This is a genomic window from Myroides odoratimimus, from assembly GCF_001485415.1.
GTDB classification, from domain to species: domain Bacteria; phylum Bacteroidota; class Bacteroidia; order Flavobacteriales; family Flavobacteriaceae; genus Flavobacterium; species Flavobacterium odoratimimum.
In genome coordinates, this window is sequence record NZ_BCMQ01000006.1 from 71,368 (window position 1) to 97,525 (window position 26,158).

Annotated in this window: 21 protein-coding genes and 1 riboswitch; of the genes, 11 read left to right on the forward strand and 10 right to left on the reverse strand. The window is 33.1% G+C overall.

Annotation, left to right across the window (positions count from 1 at the left end; all coding sequences use genetic code 11):
* Positions 1-18: 18 nt before the first annotated feature.
* Positions 19-1,026, forward strand: coding sequence for a type I glyceraldehyde-3-phosphate dehydrogenase (gap, locus tag MODO_RS07630; protein ID WP_006266485.1), 1,008 nt, complete (start codon positions 19-21; stop codon positions 1,024-1,026).
* Between the two features lie 74 nt (positions 1,027-1,100).
* Here the strand turns inward: gap and yajC are convergent, their stop codons facing one another.
* The 3 genes from yajC to nusB are packed head-to-tail and all read right to left on the reverse strand — an operon-like array spanning position 1,101 to position 2,812.
* Complete coding sequence (gene yajC, locus MODO_RS07635) at positions 1,101-1,376, reverse strand: preprotein translocase subunit YajC (RefSeq protein ID WP_006256993.1); 276 nt, start codon at positions 1,374-1,376, stop codon at positions 1,101-1,103.
* A gap of 20 nt (positions 1,377-1,396) precedes the next feature.
* Positions 1,397-1,846 carry a DUF1573 domain-containing protein gene (locus MODO_RS07640; RefSeq protein ID WP_006256994.1) on the reverse strand — a complete coding sequence of 150 codons (450 nt, stop codon included), beginning with the start codon at positions 1,844-1,846 and terminating at the stop codon, positions 1,397-1,399.
* Between the two features lie 24 nt (positions 1,847-1,870).
* Positions 1,871-2,812 carry a transcription antitermination factor NusB gene (gene nusB / locus MODO_RS07645; RefSeq protein WP_006260725.1) on the reverse strand — a complete coding sequence of 314 codons (942 nt, stop codon included), beginning with the start codon at positions 2,810-2,812 and terminating at the stop codon, positions 1,871-1,873.
* A 251-nt stretch (positions 2,813-3,063) separates the two neighbouring features.
* Here nusB and MODO_RS07650 point away from each other — a divergent pair, with 251 nt between their 5' ends.
* From MODO_RS07650 to MODO_RS07670, 5 genes are all read left to right on the forward strand, one after another.
* Positions 3,064-4,815: an ABC transporter ATP-binding protein gene (locus MODO_RS07650; protein WP_006256996.1), complete on the forward strand. Its 1,752-nt coding sequence runs from the start codon at positions 3,064-3,066 to the stop codon at positions 4,813-4,815.
* A 76-nt stretch (positions 4,816-4,891) separates the two neighbouring features.
* Positions 4,892-5,251 carry a PUR family DNA/RNA-binding protein gene (locus MODO_RS07655; RefSeq protein ID WP_006256997.1) on the forward strand — a complete coding sequence of 120 codons (360 nt, stop codon included), beginning with the start codon at positions 4,892-4,894 and terminating at the stop codon, positions 5,249-5,251.
* A gap of 66 nt (positions 5,252-5,317) precedes the next feature.
* Positions 5,318-5,385, forward strand: a riboswitch (Fluoride riboswitch).
* 31 nt (positions 5,386-5,416) lie between these two features.
* On the forward strand, positions 5,417-6,676 hold the full coding sequence (locus MODO_RS07660; RefSeq protein WP_006256998.1) for a chloride channel protein: 1,260 nt from the start codon (positions 5,417-5,419) through the stop codon (positions 6,674-6,676).
* A 293-nt stretch (positions 6,677-6,969) separates the two neighbouring features.
* On the forward strand, positions 6,970-8,523 hold the full coding sequence (locus MODO_RS07665) for an FMN-binding glutamate synthase family protein (protein WP_006256999.1): 1,554 nt from the start codon (positions 6,970-6,972) through the stop codon (positions 8,521-8,523).
* Positions 8,524-8,617: 94 nt separating this feature from the next.
* Positions 8,618-9,523 (forward strand): DMT family transporter, encoded by a 906-nt coding sequence (locus tag MODO_RS07670; protein WP_006257000.1) that lies wholly within the window; start codon positions 8,618-8,620, stop codon positions 9,521-9,523.
* Positions 9,524-9,561: 38 nt separating this feature from the next.
* On the opposite strand, the gene MODO_RS07675 is transcribed toward MODO_RS07670, so the two are convergent.
* The 3 genes from MODO_RS07675 to MODO_RS07685 all read right to left on the reverse strand — a co-directional run bounded on the left by MODO_RS07675 (position 9,562) and on the right by MODO_RS07685 (position 12,711).
* Entirely contained in the window at positions 9,562-10,500 is a 939-nt protein-coding gene (locus MODO_RS07675; protein WP_006257001.1) for a pyridoxal-phosphate dependent enzyme, read from the reverse strand.
* Between the two features lie 61 nt (positions 10,501-10,561).
* Positions 10,562-11,494 (reverse strand): peptidylprolyl isomerase, encoded by a 933-nt coding sequence (locus MODO_RS07680; RefSeq protein ID WP_006257002.1) that lies wholly within the window; start codon positions 11,492-11,494, stop codon positions 10,562-10,564.
* Between the two features lie 59 nt (positions 11,495-11,553).
* Entirely contained in the window at positions 11,554-12,711 is a 1,158-nt protein-coding gene (locus MODO_RS07685) for an MFS transporter (protein WP_006260722.1), read from the reverse strand.
* 270 nt (positions 12,712-12,981) lie between these two features.
* On the opposite strand from MODO_RS07685, the gene MODO_RS07690 reads away from it, so the two are divergent.
* Together MODO_RS07690 and trmD are read left to right on the forward strand one after the other, a co-directional pair.
* The gene (locus tag MODO_RS07690; protein ID WP_006260721.1) at positions 12,982-13,314 is read left to right on the forward strand and encodes a DMT family transporter; all 333 of its coding nucleotides are present in this window, start codon (positions 12,982-12,984) and stop codon (positions 13,312-13,314) included.
* 58 nt (positions 13,315-13,372) lie between these two features.
* Positions 13,373-14,056 (forward strand): tRNA (guanosine(37)-N1)-methyltransferase TrmD, encoded by a 684-nt coding sequence (gene trmD, locus MODO_RS07695; protein WP_006257005.1) that lies wholly within the window; start codon positions 13,373-13,375, stop codon positions 14,054-14,056.
* Between the two features lie 106 nt (positions 14,057-14,162).
* Here the strand turns inward: trmD and MODO_RS07700 are convergent, their stop codons facing one another.
* Positions 14,163-15,476: a DUF4374 domain-containing protein gene (locus tag MODO_RS07700; RefSeq protein ID WP_006257006.1), complete on the reverse strand. Its 1,314-nt coding sequence runs from the start codon at positions 15,474-15,476 to the stop codon at positions 14,163-14,165.
* A 15-nt stretch (positions 15,477-15,491) separates the two neighbouring features.
* Positions 15,492-17,993, reverse strand: a complete 2,502-nt coding sequence (locus MODO_RS07705; protein ID WP_006263035.1) for a TonB-dependent receptor — start codon at positions 17,991-17,993, stop codon at positions 15,492-15,494.
* A 192-nt stretch (positions 17,994-18,185) separates the two neighbouring features.
* Here MODO_RS07705 and MODO_RS07710 point away from each other — a divergent pair, with 192 nt between their 5' ends.
* Positions 18,186-19,211: a helix-turn-helix domain-containing protein gene (locus tag MODO_RS07710; RefSeq protein WP_006257008.1), complete on the forward strand. Its 1,026-nt coding sequence runs from the start codon at positions 18,186-18,188 to the stop codon at positions 19,209-19,211.
* A gap of 154 nt (positions 19,212-19,365) precedes the next feature.
* Positions 19,366-19,716 carry a 50S ribosomal protein L19 gene (gene rplS / locus MODO_RS07715; protein WP_006257009.1) on the forward strand — a complete coding sequence of 117 codons (351 nt, stop codon included), beginning with the start codon at positions 19,366-19,368 and terminating at the stop codon, positions 19,714-19,716.
* A gap of 103 nt (positions 19,717-19,819) precedes the next feature.
* Here rplS and MODO_RS07720 read toward each other — a convergent pair whose 3' ends face one another.
* Both MODO_RS07720 and MODO_RS07725 read right to left on the reverse strand, forming a co-directional pair.
* A complete protein-coding gene (locus MODO_RS07720; RefSeq protein WP_006257010.1) occupies positions 19,820-23,503 on the reverse strand; it encodes a M1 family aminopeptidase in 3,684 nt (1,227 codons plus the stop codon).
* Between the two features lie 3 nt (positions 23,504-23,506).
* The gene (locus MODO_RS07725; RefSeq protein ID WP_006257011.1) at positions 23,507-24,382 is read right to left on the reverse strand and encodes an ABC transporter ATP-binding protein; all 876 of its coding nucleotides are present in this window, start codon (positions 24,380-24,382) and stop codon (positions 23,507-23,509) included.
* A gap of 222 nt (positions 24,383-24,604) precedes the next feature.
* Between MODO_RS07725 and MODO_RS07730 the strand changes: the two genes are divergently transcribed.
* Positions 24,605-26,110 carry a SulP family inorganic anion transporter gene (locus MODO_RS07730; protein WP_006257012.1) on the forward strand — a complete coding sequence of 502 codons (1,506 nt, stop codon included), beginning with the start codon at positions 24,605-24,607 and terminating at the stop codon, positions 26,108-26,110.
* Positions 26,111-26,158 lie beyond the last annotated feature (48 nt).

The window sequence follows — 26,158 nt, forward strand, 5'->3', positions numbered from 1 at the left end:
CTTCTTCTTTTTACACTTATGAGTAAAATAAAAATAGCAATAAATGGTTTTGGTCGTATAGGCCGCAACCTTTTTAAACTCCTTTTAGATCATCCTACCATAGAGGTAGTCGCTATAAATGATCTGGCTGATACGCAGACTATGTCACATCTACTAAAATATGACAGTATACATGGTATACTGAATAAAGAGGTAAGTTATGACAAGGACCATATCATCGTAGCTGGTAAGAAAATAGCATTCTTTAGAGAAAGTGAGATATCTGGTCTAGACTGGAAAACGTTAGATATAGACTATGTCATAGAAGCTACTGGACGTAGAAAAACCTATCCCCTATTAGAGCAACATATCCAGCAAGGAGCTAAACGTGTCATCTTATCTGTACCACCAGAAGACAATGTTATCAAGACTATCGTACTCGGTGTAAATCACAATATCTTGACAGGAGAGGAACTTATCATATCTAATGCGAGCTGTACGACTAACAATGCTGCTCCTATGGTCAAAGTAATTAAAGAACTATGTGGTATAGAACATGCTTATATCACTACAGTACACTCTTATACTACTGACCAGAGTCTACACGATCAACCTCATAAAGATCTGAGAAGAGCTAGAGGGGCTGCTCAGTCTATAGTCCCTACTACTACAGGAGCAGCGAAGGCACTGACTAAAATATTTCCTGAATACGAAGGCAATATTGGTGGGGGTGGTATACGCGTACCTGTACCGGATGGATCATTGACAGACATAACCTGTATCGTCAAAAGAAAAGTAGAAATAGAGGAAATCAATGCTGCATTCAAAAAAGCAGCAGAAGGAGAGTTAAAAGGAATCTTAGCCTATACTACAGATCCTATAGTCTCTGTAGATATCTTAGGGAATACAAACTCGTGTCTATTCGACTCTCAACTCACTTCTGTCTTAGACAAAATGGTAAAAGTAGTAGGATGGTATGACAACGAAATCGGTTATTCTTCTAGGTTGATAGACTTGATTACTTATTTCGAAAAGATTAAGAAGTAATTTTCATCTAAAAAAAGACATAAAAAAAGCGTTATCAATATATTGATAACGCTTTTTTTATAGTGCAATGAGAATTACTTCTTCTCATTTAATTTTTGACTCATTTCCATAGAGATCGCAGAGCGCTCCATTTGTAGCTTACCAGCCATCGTCTCGATAATTACTGTAGTTTCGTGTAACTCATTGATTCTACCGTGAATTCCAGACTTAGTAACAATACGATCACCTACTTTAATACTAGCTTCATAAGCTTTCTCTTGTTTCATTTTCTTTTGTTGTGGGCGAATCATTAAGAAATAGATTACCACAAACATTAAAACTATAGGTAAAAATTGTTGTAAATTTTCCATTTGGTATTATTTATAGATTATTAATTACTACGAAGACCTACGTTAGCTTTAATCGTAAGTGTCTCATTTCCTTTTTTTGTATTCGTAACCAAAGTTACTGTTTTTTGTTGTTGTCCTTCTGCCCCTGTTTGAAACTTAACAGTTAATTTTGAAGTTTCTCCTGGCTTAATAGGTGTTTTTTGATATTCTGGAACTGTACATCCACAAGATGCTGTAGCATTAATAATAACTAAATCAGCCTTACCTGTATTCTTTAATTCGATCTCAGTAGTTACAGATTCATTATTTGCAATATTACCGAAATCATGTACTGTTCTGTCAAAAACAATCTCAGGATACTCTCCATTAGTTCTAGTACCTTCTACTTTAGCTGCATTCTCTCTGTCAATCAAGCTAGAAGCAGCATTGTTCTCTTTACAAGAAACTACTGTAAAAGCTAACCCTAATGTTAATAATAAAATTTTTCTCATAGTTCTTTACTTAGTTTAGAAAGGTTATAGCAATCCTTTACCGATTTTATTAAGTCTATTCTCCTCGTTATAAACTTTAGAAATATTATCTAATACTCCATTGATAAAAATACTACTTTTTGCTGTAGAATACTCTTTTGCAATCTCTAAATATTCATTAATTGTCACTTTTACTGGAATAGAGCTGAATTTTAAGAATTCACAGATAGCCATTCTCAAGATAATCGTGTCTAATTCTGCAATACGCTCAGGGTCCCAATTAGGTGTTTTATCTTCAAACTCTTTTGTTAACTCTGCAAAGTTCAAAATCGTCTTTCTATAAAGATTAATAGCAAACTCTTGGTCTTCAGAATCTTTATAAACCTTAGGTACGATGAACTGTACATCTCTTTCTTTTAACTTGCGAAGTTGTTTTTGGATCATGGTATTCACCACAGGAATATCGTCTAACCAAGTTAACTTACTATCTTCTAAGAACTCATAGATTTTCTCATTAGGAGCGATAACTTCTGTAAAGATGTCACATACGAACTGACGATCGTCTTCAAAAGTTACTTCACTCTTAGCCATATAAGCTTTAAAGAAAGTACTCTCTTTCACTTCGTCCAATAACATTTGGATATAGTTATCGTGTACTTGCCATGTAGTTATCTTCTTCTCCTCTATCTTATTCGATATAGAAGTAGAGCTTTCTAATAGGTCTAGAACTCTGTTCTCGATAAAACGCTTGCTTGGGTTTCGTTCTGCGGCAGTAGCTAAATGTTTTTTTTGTGCTAAGGAGATATACTCGACTTCTTTTTTTCTAATCTCTACTAAGGTTGTAATCATTAATAAGTATAGATCTTGTATATTCTCTATACTATTGATTAGAAACTTTTCTCCTGACTGAATTTGTTCAGAATTACTTTGTTGCATTGCATAAAGCGTTTGCATAACCTTTATACGAATGTGTCTTCTGTTTAACATGCTACTTAAGAACTTTAAAAAAAATAAATTATATGTTGTTTGTATAACGAGGGCAAAGGTATAAAAATATACTTTTAATCAAATCAGAAATTTAATAGAACTATATAATTTAACTTGAATTTTAATAATTTATTTAAAACTCTAAAATTTAGGATCTCTAATAATCCTTTATCTTTGCAAAGCTAGACAAGCTTTTTTTGCCTAGTTTTATCAATTATTAAAAATGCTTCTATATAGCATTTATCCCAAGTATGAGCGCATTAAGTCAATTAAATAAGTATTTCTATAAATATAAATATCGTTTCTTAATAGGTGTTATTATTACTATAGTAGCACAGATATTTACATTATACACCCCTAAACTAGTCGGGGACTCTATCCGTACATTAGAACAGATGACTGTCTTCGACAAAGAGGAAGTGACCTCTATCCTACTAAATAATATTCTGTGGATACTAATCACTACATTAATAGCAGGATTCCTAACCTTCTTAATGAGACAAACACTGATCGTGATGTCACGTCATATCGAGTTTGACTTAAAGAATGATGTCTTTAAACATTATGAGGTGCTATCTCAGAGTTTCTATAAAAGAAATAGAACTGGAGACTTAATGAACCGCATCAGTGAAGATGTCGGTAAGGTAAGGCAGTATGTGGGACCTGCTGTAATGTACTCTATCAATACATTAATCCGTTTTGCTGTAGTACTGACACAGATGTACTTAATCTCTCCACAGTTAACCCTGTATTCGTTAGTACCACTTCCATTGCTAGGATATTTTATCTACAAATTAAGTAAACAGATCAATGAGAGAAGTTCTATCTTCCAAGCTAATCTATCTAAACTAACTACTTTCTCACAAGAGATGTTCTCTGGAATAAGAGTAATCAAAGCTTATTCTATAGAACAAGAAAAGCAAGACGAGTTTAGAACACTAACACAAGAGAGTAAAGACAAGTACTTAAACTTAGCGAAGTCTAGTGCTTTAATAGCTCCTCTGATGATCTTCTTAATCGGGTTAAGTAACTTAGTAGTGATCGCTGTCGGAGCCTTAATGTTCTTCAATGGTAGTATACCAGACATCGGTATTATCGCTCAGTTTATCCTGTACATTAATATGCTGACATGGCCTATTGCTTCTATTGGCTGGGTATCTTCAATGATCCAAGAAGCAGAAGCTTCTCAGAAGCGTATCAATGAATTCTTAAACGAACAACCTGAGATATACAATACGAATCCTAACCCAACTAACGTAGAAGGGAATATCACCTTTGACAAAGTGTCATACACTTATGAAGATACAGGTATACAGGCTCTAAAAGACGTCTCTTTTACTTTAGAAAAAGGAAAGACACTTGCTATATTAGGTAAAACGGGGTCTGGTAAGTCTACTCTACTTACGCTAATCAGTAGAATGTACGATGTCACTAGCGGAAATATCTATATAGATAACACACCTATCAAAGACTGTAATCTAAAGGATCTGAGAAACAGTATCGCTGTAGTACCTCAAGATGCTTTCTTATTCTCTGATACCATCAGTAACAATATTAGATTTGGTAAAGAAGATGCTACTGAAGAAGAAATCATCGAAGTAGCTAAAAAGGCTGTTGTACACGATAATATCACTCAATTCAATGAGGGATATAACACTACGCTAGGAGAAAGAGGGCTTACGCTATCCGGAGGTCAGAAACAACGTGTTTCTATCGCTAGAGCACTGATAAAGGATGCTCCTATTCTAATTTTAGACGATGCATTATCTGCTGTAGATACAGAAACTGAAGAGAAAATATTGCAAAATCTAGAAGAACACAGCAAAGAAATCACGACACTAATTGTCACACACAGAGTTTCTTCTGCTAAGAATGCAGACCAAATAATCGTACTAGACCACGGTCAAATCGTAGAACAGGGTACACACAACGAACTTATTCATACTGAAGGATACTATAGAGAGTTATACCAAAAACAATTAAATGAAAAAGAATTATTATAAATAGTTGGTTTATTAAGTTTTTTTTTAGACTTTTGAATGCTATATGAACAAATCAATTAATTGATAAGAAGGAATTATGAGAGATAACGAAATGTTAGAAAAAGAAGAAATTTTTTCAAAAGTACTAAGAGCGGGTAGAAGAACTTATTTCTTTGATGTTAGATCTACAAAGGCAGATGACTATTACATAACAATTACTGAGAGTAAAAAGTTCACGGAAGAAGATGGATCTTTTCACTTTAAAAAACACAAAATCTATTTATACAAAGAGGATTTCGGTGCTTTTAGAGAGATATTAGATGAGATGACTCAATTCGTAGTAGATCACAAGGGAGAAGAAGTTATTTCTGAGAGACATCAAAAAGATTTCAAAAAAGAATATCAGTCAGAGAATGAGGTAAGTTCATTTACTGATGTTAGTTTTGACGATATTTAATAGAAACACACAAAATAAAATAGGTCCGAGTTATTCAACTCGGACTTTTTTTATATCTTTGACTTATAAATCATAGGCAATGATGTCTGCCTCGAACCGCTTCTCTATAGAATGCTGATGACGTCTAACATAATAGTATACTAACGTAAAACTGAATGATAGACTATGCATTTAAATTTCTCAAGCTTTAAACAAGCTTTTAATCCAAAAAATATTTCTTTTTCTCTACTGATAAGATGGTTCATTGCTATTCTCCTTTCTGGGACAATAATAGGTAGCATATCTGCCCTATTCCTTTATATCTTAGAAGAAGTAACAGAGTTAAGAATCTCTCATACTTACTTATTATATGTTTTACCTCTTGGTGGTTTTTTAATAGGATTATTATATCACTACTATGGCAAAGAAGCTAATCAAGGGAATAACCTAATCATATCAGAATACCACACTCCTTCTAAGACAATACCATTTAGAATGTTCCCTTTAGTTCTATTAGGAACTTGGGTTACTCATCTATTTGGAGGATCTGCTGGTCGTGAAGGTACTGCTGTACAAATGGGAGGTACTATAGCAGATCAACTTAATAAATACTTACATCTAGGTGCTGAAGCTAGAAAGACTATTCTTCTGATGGGAGTTAGTGCTGGATTTGCCTCTGTGTTTGGAACTCCAATAGCAGGTATTTTCTTTGCATTCGAATTAATGCTCCTAAGAAATTTTAAACTTAATAGTCTATTACCTGTTATTCTGACAGCTTATATAAGTCATTACACTTGTATCGCTTGGGGAATACATCATACCATATACACTGTAGATATACCTATCTCACATACTATAACTACGTTACTGAAATGTGGAGTAATAGGAGTAGTATTTGGTCTAACAGCTTATCTATTCATCCTGTTTTTACAAAAATGGGGAAAGCTATTTACCACAACTATCACCTACCCTCCCCTAAGACCTTTTATAGGAGCGCTACTCTTTATACTCTTAATCCATACGATAGGTAATGAAAGCTACTTAGGACTAGGTGTTCCAACTATCGTAGACTCCTTCACTATACAAATGAACTGGGAAGTATTTATACTAAAAATAGTCTTCACCACATTAATCTTAGGGGCAGGCTTTAAAGGAGGTGAAGTTACACCTCTATTCTTTATAGGGGCGACACTAGGTAGTTACCTCTCTCTTTATGTAGGATTACCAATAAGCCTAATGGCTGCATTAGGTTTTGTAGCTGTTTTCGCTGGAGCTACTAAAACGCCGCTTGCTTGTACATTTATGGGCATAGAACTTTTTGGCATAGAATATGCTATATTACTAGCGGTAGTATGCTTTGTAGCCTATTTTACATCAGGGAAACAAAGTATATATAGTGAACAGTTCAAAAACAAGAACAAGATAATAGATCTAAAATTGAAATAAGCGTATATAATCAAAGGATAAATAGCATATTTTCAAAGTACTACTAGTAATTTAGTATTAAATTATCAATATGATATTTTCAAGGCTTTATATTCACAAAATTATAATTACAAAAACGAGGTAAATTCAAAATCTTTGCTACCTTTGCTTCGTAAATTTCATAAGGTATTGATTGATTTGAGACTAAGAAATTAGGGCAATCTTCATAAAATAACTTATGAAAAAGAATAACAAAATAAACGCTAATTCTATTACAAACTAAACAACAAAAGATTGCATTAAAATTCTATTTTATGTTTCACAAAAAATTTTTAAATCGGTTTACATTTGGACAATTAACGATGGCTGTCGTTTTCCTTTACCTTATTTACGCAATTACTTCATTTGTATTATACCAATCAACTGCTAGTATAGTAAATATCGTTATTTCAGGTTTTCTTGCAACACTTGCTATAATCGACAAAATACAAAACAAACATACAATTCGTAAAAACTACCCAATTTTTGCACGATTCAGATATATGTTTGAATCAATCAGACCAGAGATGCGTCAGTACTTTTGGGAAGGAGAATTAGACGGTAAACCATTCAATAGACGTGAGCGTTCTATTGTTTATCAAAGAGCAAAAAACGAGAAACAAACTGTTTCTTTCGGTATGCAAGATGACCCTAACCGTATCGGTTACGAATGGGCTTCTCACTCAGTATACCCTAAACATATATCAGATACAAACTTTAGAACTACTATCGGTAGCGACTTATGTAGCCAACCTTATAGTGCAAGTGTTTACAACATTAGTGCGATGAGTTATGGTGCATTAAGTAAAAAAGCTATTACTGCTCTTAATGAAGGAGCTAAGATAGGTGGTTTTGCACACAATACAGGAGAAGGAGGTATTAGTCAATACCACCGTTCTGGAGGAGATTTAATTTGGCAAATCGGTACTGGATACTTTGGATGTCGTAATGAAAAAGGTTTCTTTGACGATACTTTATTCGAAGAGCGTTCTAACTACCCAGAGGTAAAAATGATTGAGTTAAAACTATCTCAAGGAGCTAAACCTGGTCACGGAGGTCTTTTACCTGCTGAGAAAAATACACTAGAGATTTCTAAAATCCGTAGTATTACTCCTCACACTACAGTACACTCTCCATCAGGACACACAGCTTTCTCTAACCCTACTGAATTAGTTCACTTCATCGCTAGATTAAGAAAACTATCAAATGGTAAACCAATTGGTTTTAAAATCTGTATTGGTAAGAAAGATGAGTTCTTAGATATCGTAGCTGCAATGGTAGAAACTGGTATTCACCCTGACTTTATCACTATCGATGGGGCTGAAGGAGGAACAGGAGCTGCGCCATTAGAGTTTATTGACTACATGGGTATGGCATTAAATGATGCTTTAGTATTCGCTAATAAAACATTAATCGAAAACGGATTAAGAGATAAAATAAAAATACTAGCATCAGGACGTATCATTTCTGCTTTTGACATTGCTAAAACAATGGCTTTAGGTGCAGATGCTTGTTATAGTGCTCGTGGTATGATGTTCGCTTTAGGATGTATCCAAGCTTTACAATGTGATAGTGGTCACTGTCCAGTAGGTATTGCAACTCAAGATGAGACATTATACAAAGGATTAGATGTAACAGATAAGAGAATGCGTGTTGCTAACTTCCATAAAAACACAATGAAAGCTTTAGGAGAGTTCATCAGTGCTTGTGGATATGAGAATACTCAAGAAGTTAATCCTAAAACATTCTACAAACGTATCGATCACGGAGTGATTAAAAGTTTCCAAGAAATGTACTTCGGTAACTTAGATACTAGAAAAGTAAAATAATAAGCTGACTAAGCTTCGTTTATATAAAAGACCACAAAGTTATTGTGGTCTTTTTTTATATTAGCCCTATCAAAACAACATAATAATAAACGCCTTGAAACTTAAACCAAAACACTGGGTAACACTCATTATCCTTTCCTTAATATGGGGATCGTCTTTCATCCTTATCAAACGAGGTTTAGAATATTTTACTCCTATACAAGTAGGTGCACTTAGAATTACTTTTGCAGGTTTATTCTTATTGCCTATTTCTCTAAAGCATATTAAAAAGTTACCTAAGAAAACATTTCACTGGTTATTTCTTACTGCTCTAGTAGGAAGCTTTATTCCTATGTTTTTATTCCCAATAGCAGAAGTACACCTAGATAGTTCTATAGCCGGAATATTAAATGCCTTAATGTCGATATTCGTAATTGTATTAGGTGTTTTATTCTTTAAGTACAAAACTCACCTTGGAGAAGTCACAGGAGTTATCCTCTCTTTTATTGGAGTCATTTTATTATTACAGTCTCCTGAATCTACAGGTCTTGTATCGGATGAGTGGTTCTATCATTTATTATTAGTAATCGCTTCCTTAATGTATGCTTATAGTGGATTATTAACTCAGAAATACATGGGTAATATTCCTCCTATTGTCTGGACAGCATTTATAGAACTAGTCTTACTTATACCTGCCTTAATTGTATTAACATCATCAGGCTTCTTTCAAACTATCGGTGAACATCCTGAAGCATTGAAAGGACTTGGTTTTGTCTTCTTATTGGCTTTATTTGGTAGTGCATTAGCTAATATCTATTACTATAAACTTATCCATGAGACCAATGCTAGTTTTGCCTCGTCTGTATCTCTACTAATGCCTTTAGTAGCTTTCTGTTGGGGATTATTAGATGATGAAGTATTAGGGTTCTTACAGATATTAGGAGGTATACTAATCGTAGCTGGACTTTACTTCGGTAGAAAAGAAATAAAACTGCCTGTACTAAAAAAGAAACCGATATAAAAAAGGGTGTCATTAGTTTGACACCCTTTTGTAATAATCTATTCAAAAGGTAAATTATTCAAATCAACATTACCTCCAGAAAGAATAATCCCTACTTTCTTTCCTGCAAAAGAAGGTCTTTCTTTTATCAATACTGCTAAAGCAACAGCACTACTTGGTTCTACAACAATCTTCATACGTTCCCATATCAATCGCATCGAACTAATAATTTCATTTTCTCGTACACGTATAATTTTAGATACATGGTCTTTGATAATAGGAAAAGTAATATCCCCTAATTGGGTACGCAAACCATCAGCTATAGTATCTGTAGTCTCATTACACTCAATCTGCCCACTCATTAAAGAACGATAGGCATCATCTGCTTCTAAAGGTTCACCTCCTATTACTTCAATAGTATCCTTACCAAAAGCTTTTGCTGCTAATGCAGTGCCTGCAATTAAGCCTCCTCCACCTACTGGAGTGATAATAACATCTAGGTCAGGGTACGCTTCTAACAATTCCATAGCGGCAGTACCTTGCCCCATAATAACATCTATATTATTAGATGCATGTATAAATGTTGCTCCTGTGTCCTCTATCACTTGATTGCAAATACGTTCTCTAGACTCTAATGTAGCAATGCAGTCTATAATCTCTCCTCCATAAGCCATTACTGCATTACGCTTAACATCAGGAGCATCTTTTGGCATTACGATATAACATTTCACTCCAAGATATTTAGCAGCAAGAGCTAAAGCCTGCGCAAAATTACCAGAAGAGTGAGTGATCACTCCCTTTGCTCTCTGATCTTCTGTCAACTGAAGAATAGCATTGGCTGCACCTCTCATCTTAAATGCACCTGCACGTTGAAAATTTTCACACTTAAAGTACAAATCGTTACCTAAAAAGTTTTCTATTTGACCAGACTCCATAATTGGAGTATAACGTGCATATGGTCGAATACGTTCTAAACAAGCTAAGAAATCCTCTTTCATAAAATGTAATCATTTAAACAAAAAACTCCCAACTGTAAGTTGAGAGTTTTTATATAACTTATTATTTTACGTCCATTAACTCTACGTCAAATACTAAAGTTGCATTTGGAGGAATAACCCCACCTGCACCAGCTTCTCCATATCCTAAATAAGAAGGGATAACGAATCTAGCTTTATCACCAACGTTTAATAAAGCAATTCCTTCGTCCCATCCTTCGATTACATAACCTTGTCCTAATGGGAATTCAATAGGTTTTTTTCTTTTATAAGAACTATCAAACTCTTGTCCATTTGCTAAAGCACCTTTGTAGTGTACAGAAACAGTTTTACCTTTCTCTGCTTTCTTACCTGTACCTTTAACAATCATTTGATATCTTAATCCGCTTGGAGTTTCTTCAAAACCAGCAGATAATTTCTCTACTTCTACTAAAGCAGCTTTTTTAGCTTCAGCTTCTCTTTTCTCTCTAGCTCCTTCAAAAGTTCTGAAAGCTTCAATAGCATTCCATTTCTCAGCAGTCTCTCCTACTCTTACAATCTCTACAGACTCTAAAATATCTCCTTGTGCTACTGCATCTACAATATCTTGTCCTTCAACAACTTTACCAAAAACAGTATGTTTACCATCTAACCAAGGTGTAGCAACATGCGTAATAAAGAATTGAGACCCGTTAGTACCTGGACCTGCATTAGCCATAGATAATACACCAGGACCATCATGTCTTAAAGCTGGGTGGAACTCATCATCAAATTTATAACCTGGACCTCCAGAACCTTGACCTAATGGACAACCTCCTTGGATCATAAAGTCAGGAATAACTCTGTGAAACTTAAGACCGTCATAGTATGGTTTTCCTTGTGGACGTGCACTATTTTCTAAATTACCTTCTGCTAAAGCTACGAAGTTACCAACTGTACCAGGTGTTAATTCTTCTGTAAGCTTTACTAATATTGCTCCTTTTGATGTGTTGAACTTAGCGTAAATACCGTTTTCCATTGTTCTAATTTTTATCGTTTTTGAATTACTTCACTTAGTCTTAAGACTAATTCTTTCTTTTATGATTTCTTATTTGCAGCAAGATACACTACTAGAGATAATAATGCTAAACACATACCTCCTATACATACTCCACTCCATCCAAAAAACTTCCACAAATATAGTCCAAAAGCCGAGCCAAAAGCAGTTCCAAGGAAACTAAATGACATATAGACAGTATTTAATCTATTGCGAGCTTCAGGTAAAAGAGAATAAATACGCGTTTGATTAGATACATGTATAGTCTGTAATCCTAAGTCTATCAAAATAATACCTATAATAAGCCCTATCACTGAAGCACTTGAAAAATAAAATATTACAAAACTTATGAATGTCATGAATATGCCATATAGTATCAACTTTCTAGCTCCTCCTGCTCCCCCTATTTTTCCTACTAAAGGAGCTGCAAAAGCACCACATGCACCTATCAATCCGAACGCCCCAATTACAGCAGAGTCATATCCGAAAGGTTCATTGTGTAAAAGTAATACCATCGTAGTCCAAAAAGTTCCAAACTGAGCAAAAGCTAAAGCTGTTACTCCTGTTGATTCCCTTAATACAGGTTGTTCTTTTATTAAGACAAAAAGAGATTTATATAAGTCTTTGACCTTTCCATTAAAGGTAGGTTTATTATAGGGTAGTCTAATTTGAATCATGATTACGATAATAATACTTACTATAGTAGCTATCCAAAACATACCTCGCCATCCTAACCATACACCTACAAAGCCACTAAGCGTTCTAGAAAACAATATCCCTATAAGTAATCCACTCACTACTGTTCCGATTACTTTTCCGCGTTGCTCATCAGAAGATAAACTAGCAGCTAATGGCAAGACTAACTGAGGGACAATAGAAGTCGCTCCTAAGACAAAGCTAATAATCTGTAATAAAAAGAAATTTTGTACAATTGCAGTTAGGGCTAAAGCAATAGTAGCAAATATTGTTGTTATAATAATTTGTTTTTTCCTTTCGAGCATGTCTCCTAAAGGAATCATTAAAAACATCCCTACAGCATACCCTGCCTGAGTCAGATAGGTAAGTGTTCCTGCTGAAGCTTCAGACACACCAAACTCTTCTGATATCAAAGGAATTAATGGTTGACAATAATATAAATTAGCAACGATTAAACCTGTAATCGCTGCCATAAATAGCACATTTGATTTTGATAAACTCATAGATACAAATTTAAACTAATTCAGATGTAGAAATCTTAAGATAACATAAGAAATTATAATAATTACAGTAAAATTAGAAGTACTACAATAGCCTATCTCTTTAATTTAAATTCATAACTATCAAATAACTTCTTTTCTAATATTCATTATTAGCTTCAATAATCTATATCCATTACTTCTAAGAAAGTAATTTTCAAATCATATATCATAAAGTATTTTGCCTTACACAATTTTAATAGACCTAATAAAAAGCTACTTTTGCATTAAAAAATGAAGAATATACTATTCTTACTTCTTGCTATACTCTTAGAGACTATAGCTACAACTACTCTTAAAGCTAGTGAAGGATTTACTAAACTTGTTCCTACCACTATAACTTTACTTGGTTATGTAGGTGCTTTTTATTTATTGAGTTTGACCTTACGTACTATACCTATTGGAATTGCATATGCTTTATGGTCAGGGATTGGAATTGTGTTGGTCACTATAGCGGCTTACTTTTTATACAAACAAAAACTCGATACTGCTGCTTTAATAGGAATTGCATTTATAATTACAGGAGTCTTAATCATTCAGCTTTTTTCAAAAAGCCAAGCCCACTAATACAATTTTGTAGGTTACAGAATACAATTGTACATTTGCCAAAATATCAAAAGTAATTATGCGCATAGACATTATTTCCGTTTTACCAGAATTAATAGAGAGCCCTTTTCAAGCTTCTATCCTAAAAAGAGCAATAGAGAAGGGACTAGTAGAAGTACATTTTCACAACTTACGTGATTATAGTACTAATAAGCATAAGAATGTAGATGACTACCAATTCGGTGGTGGAGCAGGAATGGTTATGAGTGTAGAGCCGATAGATAAATGTATTACTGCATTAAAAGCCGAGAGAGAATATGATGAAATAATCTATATGACTCCTGATGGCGAAACCTTAAATCAACAAATGGCCAATGGAATGTCTATGCTTAAAAACATTATCATTCTATGTGGACACTATAAAGGAGTAGACCAACGTGTACGTGACCATTTCATCACAAAGGAAATCTCTATAGGAGATTATGTCTTATCTGGTGGAGAGCTAGGGGCAGCTATTTTATGCGATGCTATTATCCGTCTTATCCCAGGAGTACTTTCTAATGAAACTTCAGCATTGACTGATAGCTTTCAAGATAACTTATTAGCCCCTCCTATATACACTAGACCATCTGAATATAAGGGATGGAAAGTTCCAGATGTGTTACTAAGTGGAAACTTCGCTGCTATAGATAAGTGGAGAGAAGATATGGCTTATGAACACACAAAGACAAGAAGACCAGATTTATTAGAGAGAGAAGACTAAATTATCTCTCCACTTCTTAAAATACTTAATAAAAACAGGGATAAATCACATACTGATTATCCCTATTTTCATTGATAAAATGATTTACATTTTATTCTTTTCTATCCTAATATACACCTATATAATACTGATCTACTCCAGTTGTTATTGTTGCTCCTAATTGTCCTTTTTTAGCTGTTGACTTAATATCATAAATGTAAACATTTCCTTTTCCTGAAACAGGTGCTAAAGCAATATAGAACTTTCCTCCTCTTACAACTGATGTCTGATATTGTGTCAACCATAAGTTAGCTGGCACTTCTAAATCCACCGCAGTTTTATTATTTAAGTCTATACGTGCTAATCCCCATGCATGAGTAGTTGTTGGTTTACCATTAGGATCCACTCCCATTTCGATCTCTGGTGCATCAAGTTTCTCATAAGGCATATAACCTATACCATCTCCTATATAAAACCATCCATTACTAGAAACTTTCTTTCCACCTAAGGCACTACCTAAATCGAATTTAAATGTAGTATCATATTTACCATCTTTAATTTTTGCAATATATGTCTTATCAGTTCCATTTACCATTTGAAGAACTTCTTTTTGGTTATTTACATATAAAGTTGGTGTACGATATCCGTTAGTACTTCCTACAACATGCTCTGTTGTGATTACATCCGTTTTAGACAAATTATTTTTATCAACAACTAAAGTAAAAGTTTTATCTGTAGGTTTTCTTTTTCCAGTACTTGGATCATAAAGGCTAACAGCAGCACCATAATAAAGTTTATTATCAACTAATACAGGCGAATCAATCCTACTTATGTAATATCCTTTTTTAGTAAATTCGTCACTAAGTTTAACATTAATTTCTTTTTGTGCTCCTGGCAAAAATGACCATTTATTTAAATCTATAAGAGCAATACTTGCAGTAATTTTATGCCCTAAATAAGCACCTTCTCCATTTTCTCCGGCATGTTGAGGCGCTGCAGTTATATAATGAACAGACCCCATATCTTCATTAATTTTAGTAAATCTACCTGTTTTTGTCCCTAATACAGGAGCAGATTCAATATGACCTACTTGAGTGTAATTTTGTCCACCTTTATGTTCATATTTTCGTAAATCTCCCACAGTATAATTTAAATTATATACATACTTTCCATCTTTTGATACATATATTCGAGAAGTTCGGGATGAAGGCATTTGGAATCCTTTTTTACTAAAACTTATTTCTCCTTCCGTTAGTTTATCTACCCCTTGTAAATAAGTAGCTGACTGTGATCCCGATCCACTAGCATAAGCTAATTGAAATTGCTTACCTTTAAATTCCTCTCCTGTATCTGGGTTAGAATTATCATCAGATGAACATCCTATTGTCATTAATGCTAGCCCTGCAAATAATAATGTGCTTTTAAAAAATTTACGTTTCATAGTATTTATTATATATTAAAAAATTGAATAAGTTACTTTTCCATAAAAAGCTCTTCCTGGTTTCTGCAAACCAAAATTGTCATATATCCTTTGATTAAAAATATTCTTCATATCAAAACTTACTGTTGCTTTTTTATTAGAGAACTGATATATCACTCCAATGTCATTAGGATATTGAGAAGGTATTTCATCTAAATTAGTTCCTCCTACATTAGACCAGTTCCTCAAAAATTTCTTTACATAGTAAACATTGTAATTCACAGAAAAGAAATCTCCTTTCGATAAAACATTATTAAACTTATAACTCAGATTAGCATTTAGTTTAAATGAAGGCTCATTTCTTATCTGCGTTTTGTAGTATAAATATGGATTGCCATCTTTATCAAATTGCTTATTAAATAATACATCAAACTTAGATAGTGCTAGATTGAACGCTAAACGTTGTCTAAAAGAATAGTTTAACTCTATATCAAAACCTCTACTTAATACATCATCTAAATTTTCATACCTAGTAAAGATTCCTTTTGAGTCAATACTCTCCCTAATCATTCCTTTTACATTTCGATAAAAGTAAGTAGCATTTAAGCTCATTGAATGATCTTTAAAGTTAAATGGCCCTGCTATAAACCCTATATTATAGTTTGTGCTTTTCTCAGGATCAAGGCTAAATGAAGGCAATAGATTATCTGCATTACTTCCAAAAAGCTCAGATTCTTCTGGCAAGCGAATTGCCTTTTCTGCAGAACCTAATAAGTACAATGGTTCTAACAATTTGTAAGACACACTTACCCCCACTCCATTATGATCAATACTATTATTTATTTTCTTAGTCTTATATAAATCACCAACTAATGGCTTATTCGTATCTTTATAAGGTTCATTAGAGACTGCCTTCTGATGATATAGTTTATAAAATAAATTGGTTTGAAGCCTATTGTCAAAAAGTTTATTCTCATAGCTAAACGAGAGTATATCCTTAGTCAAATCTCTTGTATTAACTAATCTCATAACAGCTACTGGTTGCAAAACATCAGTTATTCCTCTTTCAAAACTGTTATAGAAATAGTTAACACTCAGCTTATGATTAGTTATAAATTCATACCCTACATTTGCACGAACAACCCAAGATTCATCTTTGTTCTTTTCTAGTGTTTTTTGAGACGCTACTTCTGCACCACTTGTATATTTCAGTGGTTTCCCTAAAGGATCTCTTATTACATTTCCACTCCAATCGTACATATTACCAACTGTATCGATAACTTGTCTAGTTAAATCACTATAAGATAAATCTAGCTTTACCTCTAATCCTTTTACTAATAAATCCTTTTTTTCGTAATTAAGTGTTGCTACATAAGATTCTCTCTTAGTATTTCTATCCCCGTATACATTCTCCATAGTAATACCATGCTGAATCTCTTTTCTATTTCCAGAAACAATGCCTCCAATAAAAAATTTATCCGCCCATTTCACATCTGTGAAACCTACATCTACTTTAGTTCCATAAGATTTATAACCATCGTGAAAACGCCTAGCTCCATTCTTTGGATAACTTACATTTCCTTGATAATCCACATACCTAATATGATCTCCATAGACTTTATAATCATTATCACTATAATTATAAAATGCATTAGCTCTAACAGTCAGTCCATTTTTATCATTTCGATATCCTCCATTGACATTATACTGGTGTGTATTAAAAGAGCCAAAAGAGCCACTAGCACTCAAAGTATTAGTCATTTTCTGTTTTAATACTACATTGATAGCTCCTCCTAAAGCGTCTTGTGATAAATAAGTAGGCACTACACCCTTATATACTTCTATACGCTCTATCAAAGCTGGAGGAATACTGTTCAATGAAAATGAACTACCATAATTACTTGCTGGTACTCCATCTATAAATACCCTCACCGCGTTTCCAGACAAACCATTTAAATTATAATTTACTCTAGAACCTAACCCTCCATCTTGTCTTATTTTAACTCCTGCAGTTCTATCAAGTATTTCATTCGTTTGCAAAGACATCAGAGATGCTTCTTTCATTTCTATAACACTCACTGCAAAACCTTTAGTTTCAAGATCTCGTTTCTCTGTTTTGACTGAAATAAGCATTTCTTCTAGATTGTGTCCTTTAGATTCTTCTACTGTAACCAATAAATTACTTTTAGAATCTTTAAAGTCAATTTTTACTTTAAAATCAACTATTTCCATAGATTTCACATCTAATACATATTGACCATAATCAACATTTTGAATAGAGAACTCTCCTTCATCATTTGTCTCACTATACAAGTTTCCTTTATCTAAGCTAACAACGGCATATGCTATAGGTCTCCCATCTTTTAGTTTTATTACTCCTGATAAAACTCCTTTTTGAGCAACCATGAACATAGGTATAAGTAGCATTAAAATATAAATAACATATTTACTCCAAGTATTATTTCTATAACTACCTAGCACTTCTTTTTCACTCTTTTTTGTACCCCAATATTTTTTTATACTAATGATTCTAAACACCTTTCAATATATTTTTTTTAATAAAAACCATTTTTAATAAGAGGTATACCACTTATTAATTCTGTAATGCAAAATTACTTTAAGCATTAAGCCTTTTATCTTTCAAAAAAGGATAATTAAATACACATCAAGGATTATTTTTATTAAATCTAATTAATATCTATATTTACAATCTTAATTTCATTCTATTATATGCAACTAACTACTAACTATATAGACAAAATAAGCGGTCAACAAACAACAAAGAAAACAGAAGGAGAATCAATTATAGAGTACACAGTTAATGATGGTGATTACTTTCTAGAAAAAACTCAAAAAGTAGGGCGTTACTTTATAACTTACTATGAGTTTATGTTGAATAGCCCCATCACCATTTCTCTATCTCCAAACTCTAAAGGTATTTTAATGCTGTTCTTACTTGAAGGTGAACAACAACTTTCTCATCATCTAATAAGAAAAGTAAATAAAGAGAACTATATGCTTAAAATAGATTCCTCAAAACAAGAAACTCGCTATATTTCCATTTTAATACCTAAAGAGATTATAATAAAACTAAAACAAGATTTATTAATAGATTTTGAAGCTGAAGAACTACCTAGCACTTTAAAACTAGACGATTTAATAAAAAAGAACAAAATCATCTCTCCAGAAATGAAATCCGTAATCACGGATATATGCTCCTGTCAAAGAGATGGTTCATTCAAACAAGTTTATTTAGAAAATAAAATAATAGAGTTACTGTTTCTACAATTAGAATACATCAATCAAGACCAATCAAAATCTTATATATCCAATATAGACATTGAAAGAATGCACTCTGCTAGAAAACTATTGACTCAAAATATTAAACATCCATATACTCTATCAACTCTTGCTAAAAAAGTAGGTACAAATGAATTTAAATTGAAAAAGTATTTTAAAGAACTCTTTGGCTCAACAGTATTTGGGTATCTAAATGAGCACAAGATGAATAAAGCAAAAGAACGATTACAAAATTCAGATATTACAATTTCGGAGCTAGCAGAAGATCTAGGTTATAAATCACAGAATCATTTTAGTACAGTTTTTAAAAAATTTTATGGTTATCCTCCTAGTGATGTAAAAAAAGTTAAAAACATAAATAATAACAGCACACACACTATATACTTATTACCTTTATTCATTATAGAGAAACTTGAAGCTCTAGAGCTTCTTACATTAGGCACATTTATATTATAACGAAATAGAAATCAATAGAATAACAACTATGCTTTTACTTAAAATAATTAGTTATTATTCTGTTTTATTTTTTATATTTGCACTCGATTTTAGACCAACCTCTGGCGAGGTCCGTGTATGTTGTTCTGAAAAATAACTTTTATACATTATTACAATGGCAGATTTAATGAAATTCGTTCAAGACGAATTAGTTGCAAAAAAAGATTTTCCTCAATTCAACGCAGGAGATACTATCACTGTTTACTACGAAATTAAAGAGGGTGACAAAAAAAGAACTCAGTTCTTTAAAGGTGTAGTTATCCAAAGAAGAGGACAAGGTACTACTGAAACTTTTACTATCCGTAAAATGTCAGGTAACGTAGGTGTAGAGCGTATCTTCCCAATCAACATGCCAGCTTTAGAAAAAATCGAAGTTAATCAAAGAGGTAAAGTACGTAGAGCTCGTATCTTCTACTTCAGAGAGCTTACTGGTAAAAAAGCAAAAATCAAAGAAAGAAGAAGATAATCAACTTTCTAAGAGTTATAAAAAAAGAGATTGTACAATGTACAGTCTCTTTTTTTTATGTCAAAAAAAAAGGGAAGAGATAATTAAATCCCTTCCCTATATATTAATTTACACCTTTTCTATTATCATAAGATCTTGTATCGATTAACTTATTATATGGATCGATACCAACCTCTGTTGGCTTCTCATCTACTATAATAGTAAAATCATTCATAATATCTGATACTTTTACTTTTTTCAGATATAAGACTTTCTCTTTACTGTTTTTAGACTTTTCTTTCACATCTTCTTGTGCAAAAATCCCTATTTCTATATAATCTGCTAATGGAAGTGATTTAATTTCTACTCCTTTATCCGATTTGTAGACACGTGTATTCAGATCAGAACCAGCTTTAGTCGTTGCATCCGTATAGCTCTTTTCTCCTTTATCATCAGCTCTATATTTACTTACGATAGCTTTAATTTTCACTTCATACTTACCATTGTCTAACTTTTTTACTTCTGCTTTATCTATATAATTGTCATATAAAGTAATTGTCTCAAACATATCCTTAACTAGGTACTTCAATGAGTCTGGAGTTGCCTCTTTAATATCCGCTACTAACTCAGATGCAGTAGTATAAGGAGCATCTTGAAAAGCTACCTTTTTAATATATCCTTTTAAAACATCATTAAGCTGCTTATCTCCCAGATAATCACTCATCGTATAGAATACTAAAGAGCCCTTTTGATAATGGATATACTGTTGATTCTCATTATACATCAATGCTTTTTCTTTTTTACTCTCACCACTACGTCCTCCTAAGTATCTATCTAATGCTTCTTTCAAGAACTTACGCATCTGTCCTTTTCCATATTCTGCTTCTAATACTTTTAAAGAACTATATTCAGCTAAACTCTCAGACAACATCGTTGCACCTTGGACATTAGCCCCTATCACTTGATGCCCCCACCATTGGTGTGCTACCTCATGTGAAGTTACCGCGAATGGATAATCTACCTTATTATCGGCTTCTTCATCTACTTTAGCAATAAATCCAATAGCTTCTGAGAAGGGTATTGTATTCGCAAATGACTGTCCAAAAGCTCCCATTGAACTAGGAAATTCAATAATACGAACTTGTTTATGTTGGTATGGGCTAAATTCTTTCTCATAATATGCTAGGGACTTCTTCACCCCATTTACCATGCGATCGATATTATATTCATGCCCTTTATGGTAATATATCTCTATATTAATATCATTCCATTTATCGCGCTTCACTTCATATCTAGCAGAATTATAAGCATAGAAATTCAGCATTTTCTGATCCATTTTATAATGGAAATAGCGTCTATCCCCTTCTGTCCACTCTTTCTGTAGGTATCCAGGAGCTATCGCTATTTGATCTGCTGATGTACTTACAGTAGTTTCAAATGTTACCCAATCTGAGTCAGAACTTATATATGTATTTTGTAATGCTTTCTTATCTGTTTGCTCAGCCATGCGCTCTTTTGGTTTTAGACCATACTTTTTACGCACCTCATCATCAGATAACTCAAATCGACTTATGTACCCAAAAGAAGGAAACAACTCACCATTATTAATGAATGTACCATTCTCTAGTACAGAGGAATTACTGCGAATAGCGGTATTTTCTTTATTCTTTACTTCAAACTTAAATACCAATTTTTCTCCATGAGCTAAAGGCTTAGTTAATTTGTATAATCTAATACCAATTACAGTATCATTTAATACTTCTTTTGCTCCATCAACAGTGATGACATTAATATATCTTTTAACATAGTTTACATAAAGGCTATCTACTGCTTTCTCATTCTTGTTCTCTAGTACATACTGTCCTTTTGCTAAAAAGTCCCCTTGTGCTGGATATAAATCAAAATCTACTTTTATATCTATAATACGCGGAAGAGTCATATTCTCATATTTCTTATAAATCTTTTCGTACTCTACCCCTAATAGCTCATTTTCTTTGTCTGAAGTATACTTATTTAATACAGTATTTTCATAGTACAGATATCCACCTAAACTAAAGAATCCTATACCAAAAAGTACAATAACGCTTACTATACCTTTGTTAGCTCTTTTTCTAGCAAAGTATAATCTCTCTTTCAAATTATTCACTATACCTCTTCTCCAGAACAATAATGTCAATCCACTTAATGAAGTAATAAACATTACCCAATAAAGAGCATAGATATAATATCTACTTAGGTTAGAACCAAAACCATTCATATCAGAATAGGGTGTTCCTGGTAGTTTATTAAAAAAGAAGATACGTTGCTCAATACCTAACTTTGACAATTGTCCTCCAAATAAGAAGAACACAAATAAAACAAAGAATCCTACTAGATAGTTTCTAAAATAAGTTTGAACCGCAATAGCTAAACCTGCCCAAATCATATACCATATCCAACTTATTCCTATTAACTCTTTAAAATAAAGTCCTATCTCAAAGTTGTAATAACCATTGTGTATTTGTACAATAATCCCTCCTATCATAATAACTAATAACAAGAATAACTGTACTACTATTAAACTTATAAACTTAGAAAAGAAGAATACATAGTTAGGAGTTGGAGTAGCATCTATTAATAAGTCCATTCTTGACAACTTTCCTCTATGTACTAATAACCCTGCTCCTAAGAAAGTAATAATGATGATGACCAACTGAAATGTAGATCCTGGTATTCCTAACATCAAGCGAGTAACTGGATATACTGTAGTCCCATATAAGGAAGTCGCTGAAGAAGAGACTAACAACATCATTAAAACACCTAATCCCACAAGGATCATAAACACTTTATTCTTAGCTAAATATTTTATCTCTCCTTTAGCGAAACTAAATATATTACTCCACTGTGTTCCTAATGAAAAGTTATAGCTAACCTTAGGTAATTCAATACGTACTATTCCTCCGAAATTATTCTTCGTCACGCGTTCTGATTTCTTAGACTTTCTACTAAAAGTAAATGCTTGCTGTGTAAACGTAAAGAACTTTGCAAGCCCCCCTAAGAACAATAAAGATACCGCTAACCAAATTCCTCTATTTAATAGATACCACTTTTCTATAGGAAGATTATTATTGTTTATCTCATCCACTGTCCAGTATTCAGTATAATATCTTAAAGCCGAACTTCCTGATGGATCTAATAAAGCGACTAACTCTTTATTATCCATATCTTTTCCTAAGCCCCCTAATACCCCTTGTATAATCAATAATATAACCATAGAGACAAAACCGATATACACGCTTCTAGACATTGTCACTACAACAAATACAATACTACCAAAGAATAACATATTAGGAATAATAGTCAATAAATACACCTGTACATAACTCCAAAGCACATTCTCTCCTAATAAATTAGGATTAGCCCACGGTAGTAATGTCGCAAGAAATATACCAATACCTATCGTTAAACTAATGAATAAGGTTACTAAAAATGAACTTAAGAATTTTCCTGCTAAATATTCTCTTTTAGAAAAAGGATACGAGAATAGAATATGATGTACTTCATAACGAAAATCTCTATAAATAGAAGCCCCGATAATAGAAGGAAATAAGAAATAAAGTAAATTATTAAAACCTTCTATAAAATTAGCCAATACATAAGGTGAATTAAACTTCATTAGAGAACTAGACGTTACTTTCACTACATCAAAAACTCCAACGGCACTAGCCATACTTAAAAAACCTAGCAAAAAGAATAACACTAGGTATAGATAAAATACCCAATTCTTTAACCAGCGTTTTATTTCAAATGAAAAAATAGTTCCAAACATCGTTTATCCGTTTTTAAGTGCCACAAAATAAACATCTTCTAAACTTGGCTGTACTGATACAAAACCTGCTTCTGTAAGCGAATCCTCTGAATACACTCTAATGTTTAGCTTATTATCTTGATTATATTTTCCAGACAGTATCATAAGCTCCTTATTCAGTTCTTCTGCTACTTCACGAGTAGTTTCTCTAGTCCAGATCTTACCTTCCAATTTCTGTTCAGCTTGCTTAGGTGTACTTCTTTCTAATAGATTTCCTCCATTTAGAATAGCCATCTCATGACATAGCTCATTTACATCATCTACGATATGGGTCGAGAATATCACTGTATTATTATTACCGATCTCTCTAAGTACATTTAAGAAGCGGTGTCTCTCTGCAGGATCTAGTCCAGCTGTAGGTTCGTCTACTATAATTAACTTAGGATCATTTAATAACAACTGAGCAATCCCAAAGCGTTGTTTCATACCTCCTGAATATCCACTCACACTTTTACGACGAACTTCATAAAGATTCGTTACTTCTAATACTTTCGTTACTATTTCCTTTCTTTCAGCAGCTTTTGATATCCCTTTTAATCGAGCGAAATAATCTAATAGATCTACTGCTGACATATTAGGATATACACCGAAATCTTGTGGTAAGTACCCCAACAGTTTTCTGAACTCACTTTGTTGTTCTAATATATTAATATCGCCGAAGTGAATTGTTCCACTATCTGGTTTTTGAAGAGTAGCGATGGTACGCATCAGAGATGACTTACCAGCTCCGTTAGGTCCTAACAGACCGAACATCCCTGCTCCTATCTCTAAGTCTAAATTATCTATTGCTTTAACCCCATTTTTATAGGTCTTGTTCAAGTTTTTAATAACTAATTTCATAATCACATTTTTGGTTCTATATCATAAGTAGCAAAAAGTATAATTATGTTACATTATTTTTTAATCTTTTTTTAACAAGTGTGTTTTTATTCATAATTTACAATCATACATTATACTAAGCATATCACACTTCCATTGACTTTAAATCATAATTTCTATTGTTTCAATAAATATAACTTTATCATTTATACCTTACTTTTACACCTTCTAAACACCTATTAAATGTTACAACGCTTATTTGGTTTACAAAATCAAAACATCAGAATTCAAAGTGAAATACTAGCCGGTCTAACCGTAGCTATGACCATGATACCAGAATCACTGTCTTTTGCCATACTAGCTGGCTTACATCCATTAACAGGATTATACGCTGCCTTTCTTATGGGGATTATAACAGCTGTTTTTGGAGGAAGACCAGGTATGGTCTCAGGAGGAGCTGGTGCTACTATCATTGTCATGATATCACTTATTGCTATGTATGGAATAGAGTACTTATTCGCAGCAGTAGTATTAGCTGGTATTATACAAGTATTAGTAGGAGTGCTTAAGTTAGGAAGGTTTGTACGATTCATACCTCAGCCTGTCATGTATGGGTTCTTGAATGGATTAGCTATTGTAATATTCTTTGCACAAATAGCCCAATTCAAAATTGATATAGAGGGAGTTAATACATGGCTTAGCGGAATGGCTCTATACATAATGATAGGATTAACACTATTAACCATACTAGTTGTAACTATCTTTCCTAAAATCACTAAGAAAGTACCTGCTACTCTTGTTGCTATAATTGTGACTACAGCAGTTGTATTTTTCTTCCAAGTAGACACTCGAAAAGTTATGGACATCGCTCATATCAGTGGTAGCTTACCTAGCTTTCATATTCCTTCACTCCCTTTTACACTAGAGACTTTACAGATCATCTTGCCCTTTTCTCTGGTTATGGCAGGAGTAGGTTTAGTAGAATCTTTACTAACCTTAAGTATCGTAGACGAAATCACCAATACAAAAGGGAATAGTAATAAAGAATCTATAGCCCAAGGTATAGCTAATATCACAAATGGATTCTTTGGAGGTATGGGAGGTTGTGCCATGATAGCACAGACTTTAGTTAACTTAGATGCAGGAGCTAGAAGTAGACTAGCTGCTATTATTGGCTCGCTTACCATCTTAGCCATTATATTAGTTGGCGCTCCTATCATTGAACAGATACCTCTAGCTGCATTAGTAGGAGTGATGATGATTGTCGCGATTACTACATTTAAGTGGGTATCCTTTCAGTTAGTGACCAGAATGCCTAAAGCCGATATCTTTGTTTTATTTCTAGTTACTATCATTATTGTAATCACACATAACTTAGCCTTAGCTGTATTAATCGGTGTAATCGTTTCTGCTTTAGTATTTGCCTGGGACAATGCCATACGTATACGAGCTAGAAAATCTTTTGACCCTCACGGCAATAAAGTCTACGCTATTTATGGCCCATTATTCTTTGGGAGTACTACTTCTTTTATTGAGAAATTTACTCCTCTTACAGACACTCCTGTGGTATACTTAGATTTTAAAGAATCTAGAATAGTAGATATGTCTGCTATAGAAGCTTTGAAAAAACTAATCGATAAATATCAAGAACAAAACAAACAAATCTTACTTATCAATGTCAATGCTGAAAGCAAAAGATTGTTAATCAATTCTAAGCTTTTCAACAGTAACTTATTAGAAAACAATTAGATTGATATATTCCAGTAGCCTATTATCAGAGTTAATTCTTTATATTTG